Annotated in this window: 8 protein-coding genes; 5 read left to right on the top strand and 3 right to left on the bottom strand. The window is 58.2% G+C overall.

Annotated features, from left to right (window positions below; translation table 11 throughout):
• Positions 1-10: 10 nt before the first annotated feature.
• Entirely contained in the window at positions 11-1,381 is a 1,371-nt protein-coding gene (locus ACEN8U_RS06410; protein WP_310107351.1) for a sensor histidine kinase, read from the bottom strand.
• A 486-nt stretch (positions 1,382-1,867) separates the two neighbouring features.
• On the opposite strand from ACEN8U_RS06410, the gene ACEN8U_RS06405 reads away from it, so the two are divergent.
• The gene (locus tag ACEN8U_RS06405; RefSeq protein ID WP_310107350.1) at positions 1,868-2,989 is read left to right on the top strand and encodes a hypothetical protein; all 1,122 of its coding nucleotides are present in this window, start codon (positions 1,868-1,870) and stop codon (positions 2,987-2,989) included.
• Positions 2,990-3,123: 134 nt separating this feature from the next.
• Here ACEN8U_RS06405 and ACEN8U_RS06400 read toward each other — a convergent pair whose 3' ends face one another.
• Together ACEN8U_RS06400 and ACEN8U_RS06395 are read right to left on the bottom strand one after the other, a co-directional pair.
• Positions 3,124-4,686 (bottom strand): hypothetical protein, encoded by a 1,563-nt coding sequence (locus tag ACEN8U_RS06400; protein WP_310107347.1) that lies wholly within the window; start codon positions 4,684-4,686, stop codon positions 3,124-3,126.
• 108 nt (positions 4,687-4,794) lie between these two features.
• Positions 4,795-5,487 carry a phosphatase PAP2 family protein gene (locus tag ACEN8U_RS06395; RefSeq protein ID WP_013590412.1) on the bottom strand — a complete coding sequence of 231 codons (693 nt, stop codon included), beginning with the start codon at positions 5,485-5,487 and terminating at the stop codon, positions 4,795-4,797.
• Positions 5,488-6,336: 849 nt separating this feature from the next.
• On the opposite strand from ACEN8U_RS06395, the gene ACEN8U_RS06390 reads away from it, so the two are divergent.
• Genes ACEN8U_RS06390 through ACEN8U_RS06375 form a run of 4 tightly spaced genes read left to right on the top strand, consistent with a single transcriptional unit; the run spans position 6,337 to position 12,187 of the window.
• A complete protein-coding gene (locus ACEN8U_RS06390; protein WP_413656794.1) occupies positions 6,337-8,709 on the top strand; it encodes a type VI secretion system Vgr family protein in 2,373 nt (790 codons plus the stop codon).
• 4 nt (positions 8,710-8,713) lie between these two features.
• Complete coding sequence (locus ACEN8U_RS06385) at positions 8,714-11,173, top strand: hypothetical protein (RefSeq protein WP_413656792.1); 2,460 nt, start codon at positions 8,714-8,716, stop codon at positions 11,171-11,173.
• Positions 11,170-11,895 carry a hypothetical protein gene (locus ACEN8U_RS06380; RefSeq protein ID WP_310112403.1) on the top strand — a complete coding sequence of 242 codons (726 nt, stop codon included), beginning with the start codon at positions 11,170-11,172 and terminating at the stop codon, positions 11,893-11,895. The genes ACEN8U_RS06385 and ACEN8U_RS06380 overlap by 4 nt, the downstream gene beginning before the upstream one ends.
• Before the next feature lie 31 nt (positions 11,896-11,926).
• Positions 11,927-12,187, top strand: coding sequence for a PAAR domain-containing protein (locus ACEN8U_RS06375; RefSeq protein WP_310112401.1), 261 nt, complete (start codon positions 11,927-11,929; stop codon positions 12,185-12,187).
• Positions 12,188-12,196: the final 9 nt, after the last annotated feature.

Genomic DNA, 12,196 nt, shown 5'->3' with positions numbered 1-12,196 from the left:
CGCACTTTTCTCAATCGCGCCACTTCGGCACTCGAACCGTCACGACGAGACCGGTACGCCCGGCCACCGGTTCCAATTCGACGGTTCCACCATGCGAGTGCGCAACTTCGCGCACAATCGATAAACCCAGTCCCGTTCCTTCTGCATCGGTCGTCCCACGATAGAAGCGCTCGAAGACATGGGCGCGCGCCTCGGCCGGAATGCCGGGCCCGTTGTCGATAACCTGCACTACGACCTCGCCGCCCTCTGTCCGGCATGTTGCGGTGACCCGTCCGCCCTTCTGCGTATAGCGAATGGCGTTATCGACAAGGTTTGAAACGAGAGCAGTCAACAGCATCGAACTGCCCGCAATGTACGCCTCGCCGTCCAACTCCGCGCCGATATCGATCCCGCGCCGCTGTGCGGCGTCAACGAGATCCTCCAGCACGCATGAGACGACAGCGGCGACGTCGACTTTGGCAGGGGTGCTGTCACGCGGCGACGACTCGGCCTGCGCCAGCATCAGCAACTGATTCGTCATCCCGGTCATCTTCGCGGTGCTGCGGCGGATGCCCGCCAGCGCATCGGTCAGCAGCGGGCCGCAACGTCCGCACGGGCGGGCGCACTGAACCTGCGTTCCAAGCAGTGCGAGCGGCGTACGCAGCTGATGCGCGGCGTCGGCAATAAACTTGCGCTGCGTCGTTGCATGCAGTTTCAGACGCGCGATACATTGATTGATCGCGTCGGCCACAGGACGCAACTCAGAAGGCAGGCGCTCGATATTGACCGGTTGCAGTTGCAGCGCGTCGCGATCGGCGACGTCGTCCTTCAGCTTCACGAGCGGCCGCAATTCGAACGTCAGCCCAAGCAGTACAAACGCAATCACGAGCGCGAGCATGAATCCCTCGCGCAGCAACTGCGGACGCCAGAGGTTTTCCAGCATCGCTCGATACGATGCCTGGGTCTTGCCCACGACAACCGTCACCGGCTCGGTTGCGCCCGAGTCGTACAACTCGCGCTCGTATGCGACCGCGCGAACGCGGTGGCCGTCGAGCATCGTGTCGTAAAACACGGGCCCCTGGCTTGCATGCGCAGGCAGCGCAAGATCCGGATTGCCTCCGAGCAGGCGCGCTCGCCCCTTCACCACTCGGTAGAACACCTGGTCCTGGTACGGCGACTCGAACATCTCAAGTGCGGCCGGCGGGATCCTTGCGATCAGTTCCCCCTCTTCCCAATTGACGTCTTCTCCGATGATTCGCGCTGACGCAAATAAGGCGTTGTCCTGCAGAAGGCTGGCAGTCTCGCGAGCCGCGTCATACGACATAAGCCCAGTGACGAACATAAACGCGGCAACCGGCACCAGTAGCCACGCAAGCAGCCGCGCGCGCAGGCTTCGCATCATGATTCACTTTTCCTCGCGTCGTTCGCGCGCCTGCCACGCTTTCAATTGGCTTCTCATATCGCCACGACAAGCTGAATGCAAGCTGATATGAAAGCAAAATGTTGTGATGTGTGAGGCGAATCGACAGTTTCGCTGATGCCTCAGGAGGGTCGATGCCCCTCTCATCGCTTACGTTCACCATGTATTCACGGCGCGATTATGAGAGGACAAATCCTTCTCTCCGCTTTCATCGCACCCCGGTTTTCTTAGGGGAATTCCATGAGACGGGCTCCAGGACCGCGAAATGGGACCAAGCACCTCCACTCTGTGAAGCTTCAAATCGGGTTACACGTATAGCGTCCCCCCAATGCAGACCATAAATAACTTTTACTTTCCGATTGCCCTTCAGACGCCCATTGTGTGAAGCGTATTGACAGACCCCATCTACCATTTCTTAAGATTCCTTAAGGAATGAGTATCTGGGCTAATAATGGAAAGGAGACGAGTATGGAAAAGCGCCTGATCGCCCTGATGCTGGTCGGTGTGGCTGCGTTGGCCGGCTGCGGAGGAGGAGACAACGTGAGCAGCCCCACGCCGCCGAAGCTTGTGACGAATATCGTGGTTCCGAATGCTTCGAGCCCATCATTCAGTTTCGATATCGGCTATGTGGAGGCCGGCAACTACTTTCTGGCGGACCGCAATAACAAGGCAGTCGATGTCGTCGATACGAAATCCAACACGCTGGTCGCGCAAATTCCTGGACCGTTCGCCGGCATAGGTGCAACGACAGATGCGTCTGGTCCTGACGGAATCGTCGGCATTACCGGCACCCACACCATTTACGTGGGCGACGTCGGCTCGGTGAAGGTCATCGACACGTCTGCGAGAAAAACCATCAATACCATTGCCATCAGCAGTTCGGGATCACGCGTGGATGAAGGTTGTTACGACCCGGACGATCATCTCGTGATGTTTGCGAGTCCGGGAGAATCGCCGCCATTTGTCACCTTCATTTCGACGCAGACCCAACAGGTCGTCGTCAAACTGCCTTTCAACGGTTCATCGGGACTCGAGGCCTGCACGTACGACTCCCGCTCGAGGAATTTCCTCATCAACAACGACGGAACCGCGGCCAATCCCGACGGAGAGCTCGATGTGATTAGCGCGAGTTCCGCGGCGGCCGGCAATCCTTCAGTGAGCAAATCGTTTCCGCTCGGCAAATGCGCGCCGACGGGCATCGTACTCGGGCCGAATAACGACGTACTGGTTGGATGCGACCCATCGCCGGGCGATCCGCTGATCACGCTGATTCTTGACCGCACGAGCGGGGCAATCCGGGCCACGGTGCCATTCGGCGGCGTAGATCAGGTCGACTACGACCCGGTTTCCAACCGCTATTTCCTGCCGGCGCGGCATTACGTGACAAGCGGCACGGCGGCTTCCTCGGGATTCAGTCCGCAGATGGGCGTAATAGACGGTGCATCGCGACAATTGCTCTTTAAGGTTCCGGTCGGCACAGGCGCGCACTCCGTCGCTGTCGACAGTACGCTGGGGCAAGTGTACGTTCCCTTCCAGGGCGGTGCGGCTGGTTTTCCGAACGGCGGGATATCGGTATTCTCCACGCACTAGCAGGAGTCATGTGCGCTTGCGGGCCACTCACGCTTTCAGGCGGGTCGCTGCAACACCCAAGGCGACCCGCCTGTGTCGGGCTAGATCGTTCATGACGATCGCGCGATAGTGAAATGGAACATATCTCGCAAGCATCATGGAAGCATGCGGTAAAGCCGATGCTCCGGTAGGGTCGCGACAAGCTGCCAGCCGGCCAGCGTTTCGGAAAGGCGTCGGCGCGGATCGAAGACGGCGAGATAGACTTCCGTGAACCGGCTGTGAAGATCCGGAAATCTGTTCTGCAACTCCGCCGCCCATGCGCGCAACATGCGATCGTCTGCGCGGAAAGCATTGTCGCCGTTCTCGATATCGTCCTGGAACTTCCTTAACGCCGCATTTTCGCTGCGATAAAGCACGGGCTGCTGGCCGGCTTTCAAATAGAGGTCCGGCACCAGAATACCGTCGAGCGTCGCGAGTGCGACGACTTTGTCCAGATACGGATTCCAGCGGTCAGGCGCGGTTCTCGGCGACGGGTATGTCGTATCCTGTTTGTACTGGAGGAGCACCGATCCCGACTTCAACGACGCAAACGTGTCCCTGTATGCCTGAATGCCGGGCTTGGCCGCACGCCAGTCGGAGGTCACCGTCGCAATGCGGAACACGAACACAATGGCAAGCGCCACAGCGCCGATACGTTGCAGCCGCGGTGCAGACGCGCGCACATCGACCAGCGCAGTGAGCAGAAATGCAAAGCTCAATGCGCATCGCTCGACAACACCGTACGAGGCAAATGCCGAAAACGGCGCAAATAACGCGACCACTGGCAGCGCGATGAGCGTTATCCGGCACTCGGGCCTGCACGTCCACCATCTCAGCAGAAAGCCGGCGACTAAGGTCACGACGAGCGCTACCAGAATCGCGACATCGGCCCGCGGATTACCCACCGCGAATACATCGAGCCAACGGCTCACCTTGGCAAAGATATGAACGAAGCCAAAGTCAATCGACCCGCGAAGACCGCCGGTACTGCTGTGTGCGAGCAGTACAAACGGCACGATCAACGGAACGAGGCTTGCGCTCGCATGCCTCGCGAGCGAACTGCCGCGCAGCCTGCCCTCCTGCAGCAGACAGCCTAGCTCCCAGGTTCCTGTCACGAGCGCGAAAACCGCGAGTGGAAACAGATGGCAGAAATAGATCAGAAGCGCGCTGCATGACGAGACGGCGATCCGCACGAGCGTTGCCTGGCGCAGCGCCACGTGCAGAGCAATCGCCCACAAGCAAAGACCCACACCGAAGAGGAAGTTGTCGTAACCGCGTATCAGGATCCAGTTGTAAAGCAGCAGGAAACTTGTCAGCGGGAACCACGTCCAGCGGCCATTGACCGCACGGCTCAACACGAGGCAACCCGACGTGAGCAACGCGAGCTCGACAACAATAAACCACCACGCCGCCCATTCCACCGGCATGAGCCGTGCAATCCATGGGAGCGTCAAGTCCATCGCGAGATCGGGCAAGGCGTCCCAGTGAACGACGAAGTTGCCTGCGTAGACGTCCGGACGCGACAGAATGTCTATTCTGACGATGTTATAAAAGTGCTGACCCAACGGCGGAATCGAAGTGACGAAGAGCGGTGAAGAAGCTACGAGAGTGGCTACGAACCACACGCCCCACAGATGCAATGGCTTGGCGCCCTGAGCGATTCGTTGCCGATCAATCATCGAGGTTCCTCTCAGGCTATTGGAAGCGTTCAGTCCGTGCGCGCCGGCACACCTTTCACCGCGCGCTATTCGCTGGTCATTTCGTTATGCTTACGGACAACAGACAAATCAAACGACTTTAAACACCGATGTCGCGAAGGTTCTGATTTCGTCGAACTGAGTAACCAGCTCCAGACACAGCACAAAACCGAGCATCGCTGACAGTCCGGGGTAGCGCTCGATCCAACGCAGTGCATGCGGCGCATAGCGGCTTCTTACCGCGTCGCGCGTCATGATGTAAGTGATGACGATGCCAATGGCCGCACCGGCCAACAGGTCAGTTGGATAATGAAAGCCGAGGTAGGCGCGCGGCAGGCAGATGAAGAGGATGACGTAGAGCAGCGCCAGCGTCCCGACCCGGCGCGAAATAATAAAAATGCCGACCGCAATCGACATCCACAGCATGGCATGGTCGCTCGGAAACGAACTCCACGCGGACAGCATGCTCTCCTGTTGCGGGACAAATGGAAAATGAAGGTGTAGTTCGGGAGTAAACGCGGGGCGCGTCCTGAACGGCAGGAAATGCGCGAGGAGCCTTCCCACGAGAAGAGCGAGAAGCCCGCTTACGGCTGTCGCAATGACGACTTCCCGCCGCCATTCGCGGCGCTCCGACGACTGAAACCATATCCACCACAGCACCGGGATCAGGACGAGGCCCTTGAAGGTGTACATATCCGCGATGGCTTGCACCGCATGGTTGCACAGTGCGCAGGCATTGAATCCGCTCAAGAAAGTCTCGATGCTGGTATCGAAGCTGTTCATATTTTGCGTCAACAATAGGTATGTGCCGGGACAGGAAGGTATTAACCACCTCACGAAATTCGTTCGAACAACGAGTCGTCTGGGCGGGCTGCAGTACACCCAGATTATGTGAATTGCCACCGTGACACGCCCGGCATCGATTCCCAAATGCGCGTTTGCGCACGCTGCGCTTCAAAAAATTCGCCGTTTTGGCCGATACTGTGGAGTGCCGCCTGTTCGCTTGCGCGGCTGGCGATGCAGGCAAGAAACGGGCGCGCGCTCATGACGCGGCCCAATGACCGCAACACATAATGCATAGGAAAAGGCGAGCGCTGTCGCGACCTTCGTTGTGGAGGTTCGACCGACCGCATCCACACTGAGCGTCGTGGGGCTGAGCGGGATCGGCAAATCTACGGCACTGAAATCCATTCTCCGGCTCTATCCGCAGGCTATTCGTCGCCAGCAGTACAGGGGCCACGAGCTTGTTCAAAACTGTCCGAAGCGGGAATTACGATCAAATGGGATGGTCCCCCTGCGTGGCGAGGTCAGGCTATCGGGGCCGGGCATATCGACGTCGGAAGTGAGGCGGATCGAGAGTCATCAAGCTCGGCAGTCGGTGCTAACACCGCTCACTGAAAATGCGTGCACGGTACGCCCTTCCACTCGTTCGCGCAGCCTTCTATCACTCAATCGCATCTCAATAAATGGGATGCATCGAATTTGACCTTGCTTAACATAAACGTGGATTGATTCCGACGTCTCTGTCCAATTCGATTGACGTTTTTCTGGTGCAACCCCTAAATTTCAGTGCCGATAGCTGCGAATGCAACGATTTCACCCCGCGCCTTTCAACCGGAATGGGATGTGTGTATGAATGCAGTGACCAGAAGTTTCGCCGATGCGCTGCGCCACCCGAGTGCGCGTCTCAGTCAGCGTCTGCGGGTTTGGGTCGGGATATCCGAACACGATTTCGACGTCGTCAAGTTCAGGGTGCGCGGGGGATTCTGCAAGGACTATACGGCTGATGTTACCGTGACTTCGTCGCAGCTCGATCTCGACGGCAAGCAGTACGTCGGACGGCGCGCGGGGCTGCAGATCGACGAGCGCGTGGCCGTGCCCTCGGTCAGCTATGTCAAACCTGTCGATCATGAAGCTGCCACCTTCAACGGCGTGATCACGCGCATCGAGCGTATCGGCGTGAGCCGCGACGAAGCCACCTACCGGCTGCGCATCGAGCCGCGCTTTGCCGCTCTCTGCAAGCGGATCGTCAAGTCAGACACCTTCAAGGACGTGACGCTGCAGGAGATGATCAGACAGGCGCTGGTTGATCGCAAGAACTTCGACGCCGTCGACGTGGAGTTCCAGATCGAAGGGCTGCTGGAGAAGATGGAAGAAGTGGTGATGTACGAAGAGTCCTTATGGAACTTCATCACTCGGCACTGCCGCCGTAAGGGCGTTTTCTGGTTCTACAAGCAGGGCCGAGGCAAGAGCGGCCAGCTCGATACGATCGTCTTTGCCAATAATCCGCGCGCTTATATCCGTTCTATCGATGTCCCGCTCATCCCGGATTCGGGCCTCTCGGCTGGGTGCCACGAGGCGGTGCTGTCGCTCAATGACGCACGTACCCTCGTGCCCGCCACGATCGAACTGTACGAGCGCAACTACCGCACGCCGGACGATCCGTTACGGGCGACGGCGAACGTCTCCAGTGAAGCCGACGACCGATCGGTGTTCGGACAGGTCAGCCGCAGCGCGGAGTTCCACCTGACGCAGCAGCAGGGCGAGGCACTCTCGGAGACGCGGCGTGACGAACAGATCGCGCGCCAGGTGACGCTCTCCGGCACGACGAACGCCCTTGGGATTGCGCCGGGCGTCGTCATGAAAACGACCAATGTGAAGGTGCCACGCGCCGAATACGGGTTCGTGATCACGTCGATGGTTATGAAAGGCAGTCGAACGAAACCGGCACACACCCGCTTCAAGGCGATGCCTGCGCATCTGACGTACTGTCCGCGTTTTGACTACGAGCGAGACTGGCGTTTTCTGAAAGGTCCCATCGTAGGCGTCGTCACAACCTTTGATTCGACGCCTTACGGGTGTATGGACGAGTACGGCCGTTATCCCGTCCTGCCGAAGTTCCTGCAGGGTGCGGGCAACACCGACCGGCAACTGCTGAAACTGCGCCTGGTGCGTGTCTCGTCATCGGACCAAGGCGGTTTGCACTCGCCGCTGCTACCGGGAACCGAGGTGCTGCTGGAGGGGGCGCACGCGGACGTGGACCGCATGCATATCACCGGCGCCCTGCATGACTATGCGCACCGCGATCCCGTTCGGGACACGGATGCGTTGTATAGCTATGCCATCTGGCGCTCTCCATTGCTCGGTGCTGAGGTCGTTTTCAACGATCTGAAGGACAAAGAAAGCGCACGGCTTGCGACCGTGTACAGCCAGTCGGCGGTGAACCTCGGTTATTTGCTCAATAGCAAAAAGCTCCCGCGCGGGACGGGCTACGAGGCGACGACCCAGGCGTGGGCGACCATGCGCGCAGCGAAGGGGCTGTTTTTTTCGGCGGACGCAGCAGCCGGGGCCGACACGCCGCACCTGGACATGCCCGCTGCCATCGCGCAGCTCAAGGCGGCCCTGCAACGTGTGACGGATCTGGCATCGGCGACCACGCAGGCTGGGGCCGATCCTGCCGATCGTGCCGCACAGTCCGCGCTGCTCGACGGCCTGAACCAGCTGCGCGACGCGGGGTTGCTCGCGAGCGCCCCCGGCGGCATGGCGTTCGTGACGCCGAAATCGATGCAGCACTCGGCGGGACAAAACGCGATCGTGACGGCAGGCCAGGACATGGACGTGAGTGTCGTCCAGCGCCTGCGCATGGCGGTGGGCGGGATGATCTCGCTGTGCGCGCACAAGCTCGGCATCAACCTCACCGCTGCGAAGGGCAAGTTCACGGCCTCGGCGCTCACTGACGGCATGGACCTGTTCGCGAAGCAGCAGGTACGGATGGCCAGCGAAAGTGCCGACGTGCAGGTGTCGGCGAAGTCGAAGATCGCGCTTAACAGCGGTGGGGCGTCGCTTGAGATCGAGGGCGGCAACATGACGTTCTACTGTCCCGGCTCATTCACCATCAAGGCAGCCTCGTTCACGTTCGTTGGCCCCGACAACGTGCCGACCCGGTTGCCGTCCCTGCCGAAAAGCAGCCTGAAGATTTCCGACACGTATTCGTCATCCCACTGAAGCCATGATCATCAGCCCTCCCTTTCTTCCGGCGTCGGGCCTGACGGCCAACGACGTTTCGAAACCGGACCCCATGATGGACCTCATCGACCAGTTCGAGATCGGCCATCACGGGGCCTGGCCGGTTACCTTCGACCGGCGTTCTCATTGCGCCATCCATCTGAATCCTCGCGCGCAGGGCGCGGGCCAGGCAGAGCCGGTGCGTGCAATCGCCGATGGGGATGTTGTCGCGTATCGGGTCTCCAGGGACGCCGTCTCGGATGGCACGGTGGACCCTCAAACCGGCCAGCCTTTGCTGAACTCGAACGCCGGCTTCGTTTTGCTGCGGCACAAGACCGACGCGGGCGACGGACGCACGATCACGTATTACTCGCTCTACATGCACCTGCTGGACATGACCAGCCAGGAGCACACCGTCCCCCAACCTAACGATCCGCCAGAGACAGGCTCGGCGAACGCGTTACCCAGGTGGCTGCTCGATACGGCGGGGGGCAAGGACGGCGTCGTCCAGATGGGCGGCACGAAGAAGGTATACCGCAAGGACATGCTTGGCTACGTCGGCCAGCATCAGGGCGTGGCGCATCTGCACTTCGAAATCTTCATGGCGGACGGCGATTTCACGGCCTGGTTCGACAAGGTACAGATCGGGGTGAAGAAACCGGCTCAGCTGACGACGAGCGATTACTGGGGGCACAGCTATTTCGTTATTTCCGGGCCGCAGGAGTTCTATCCGCAACCAGCAAACGTGGACGAGAAGTGGTTTCCCCGCGTGCCCGGCGGCTCGCTTGGCGCGGGCGATACGCTCTATGTCGAGGCATGGTTTAACAAGGGGCAGCGCTTTACGCGCGCGTGGATCGATAAGGCGGGCAGTGGCAATGTGACGCTGCTCACGCCCGACCCGATTGCGGACCCGTATGACAGCGCCCAAAAACGCTACGAATACGACCTGTACGACCGCGCGATGGCGCTTTATCCGGCGTGTCCGAGTGATGGCTATGAAATGCTGCGGTTTGGGCGCATTCTGTCGGACCATCCAACGCTGACGGGGGCGGCTTGCGCCACCTGGATCGCAGTGCCGTTCGACGAGAGCGGCACGCTGGGCTATGTCAACATCGCGCCGGATGCAATCAAGAAGCTGTCTGACGCAGATTTTCCGTTCTTCACGGGGTGGCAAAAGATCGATGGCGACAACACGCCGTTCAACGACGCCGGGCGCTGTGATTACGCCACGCTTTGCGGGTTGACCGGCATTCAGGATTCGCTGCCGTCGGCGCAGCCGCTCGAAGCCGATCCGAACAATAACAACGAGGTCAACCTGCAGCTTGCCAGCTATGTGCAGAACACGGATGGCGTGAATGAGAAGCTCCGGGGGATGGTGTTCAAGGCGCGTAGCGAGTGGGATCCGTCCAACAACGAGGAGCGGTACAAGGACCTGAACGATCCGTATGGTTTCTTTGGCAAGCAGAAAGACACCAACCCTGATGGGTACACCAAGTTCACCGATTTCCTGGCCAAGTTCCAGTTTCTGGACAAGACGCCGCTTGCCGGGAAGGAACTCTGGTTCTTCCATCCGCTGGCGTTTATTCGCCACTTCAGAAAGTGTGGATGGCTAAGTCGCCTAGAACTTCAGCATCTGCTTCCCAAAAATGTCGTGCAAAAAGCCACGCCGTGGAAGTGGCAACCGGTACGCCTTAGTTGGGCTGCTTCCATGTTGGCAGCAGACAATTCGAGTTCCATTCAGAGACGTTTGGAACTCAACAAGGCGATCCGCAAATACGGGATTCAATCGCCCGTGCGTATGGCCTCCTTCTTCGGAAATGCAACAGAGGAGACGCAATGGTTCCAAAAATACCATGAGGGATCACCATTTTGGTACGCGCCATGGGATGGGCGAGGAATGCTTCAGCTTACGCACGCCACAAATTATATTAGGTATTGGAAATTTAAAGGGATTGCAGTAAGTGCAACCGTAGAGGACACCCTGAAGCAGCATACTCAAATGGCAGACCAAAGCAGAACATTGCCCAACGGCCATAAGGGGATGTACGATTTGCATCATTACCTTAGCGATTCATCTACGCACATTCCGGCCGATCTTATTGCAAAAAGAGAGGCGATGGCCAACCCATTTGAAGCAGCGGATAGCGCAGGCTGCTATTGGGCTTGGTCGGGCGCAGCCGGTTGCGCAGACGGGTACTGGACTAATCAATCCAGTCAATACAGTCCGCTCTCGACCGATCACGGAATAAAATATTTCTACATAAATGGAGCGTTTGGTAAGGTCGCGGCCACAATAAACACTGGCAAGCCAAGTAGTAACTATAACTCAGTGTGGGACATACAGTCTCGTTTTTTGGCGTTCGCGAACGCACAGGTAATCCTGTTTGATGTAACTAGCTTCCCGCAGCCGGACGGGAGCACATCTATTTTCCCCGTTGGTTTCGGGCGCGTGGAGGAATCGTGAAGCATTACATAGCAATTGCTGTCGCTGCTTGGCTCGCTGTTGCATGCTTTTCTTGTGATGCATTAGCCGCCGGTGCCGTGAAGTTGGGAGTGGGCACCAGCGTCGTCACGGCAGATGGACCAACATCGGTACAAGTAAGAATGGGCGACTGTGAGTTTTCGATGACTCTGGAAAAGGGCGAGCATATTAAATACAACGATCCGGACCTAATATTATATCGCGCGGACGTTGCGCTGCCTGATCGGAAACTCCCATTCCTTCAGCAAGCGCAAACGTATTTTGGGTATGACTGGTGGTTTGAGCAGCGCGCGTCTGCGCACATGCCGTGGATTGGCTTTATGTGCGAAAACACCTCAGATTTTATGTGGTCGCCAGACAATGCGCAAACCGATATTTCTCAAGAAATGCACGATATCATGGACGCGAATTCGTTGAGGTGTCCAGCAGATTTCGACGGAAAAAAATGGACTCCACTTCGGAAGAGCGGGTTGGCGAACTTTGAAAATATCGATGTGCCCGGTGCAAATGGGTTTGTGGTCGACATTAATTCAAAAAATGGAATTCAAGGTTCGAGATTTTGTTTCGTTCATGGCAAGAACGTTTTGATTGGTATGTCCGGAGGTGGCGCGAATATTCAAGACGAGAGAAGTTCGAAGGAAGGCTTTCTTCCCCCTCTCTTGCGAAGTATTGAATTTAAATCCGACGCCATACCAGCGCAGTAACAGGATTCTCGACCAATTTTTTTACTCACATATGCAATCTTCGATCCGCAAAGGCGACAAACTCGAACACGGCGGCGAAGTCACAGGCGGCTCACCGTGGTTCGAGGTGATGGGCCGCCCCCTCGCCCGCAAGGGCGACGAGGCGATCTGCGAGCAGCACGGTCCGACCACGATTGATGAAGGCTACGCCAAATTTCCTGATCGCGACGGCAAGGAGGTTGCCTTCCACCATTACCGCTGCACGTGCGGCTGCCGTCTGCTCTCGTCGCTCATGAATTTCAACATCGAGTAATGCCGGTCG

Source organism: Paraburkholderia phenoliruptrix, from assembly GCF_047325075.1.
Lineage (GTDB): Bacteria > Pseudomonadota > Gammaproteobacteria > Burkholderiales > Burkholderiaceae > Paraburkholderia > Paraburkholderia phenoliruptrix.
This window is presented reverse-complemented; position numbering and strand designations above follow the sequence as displayed.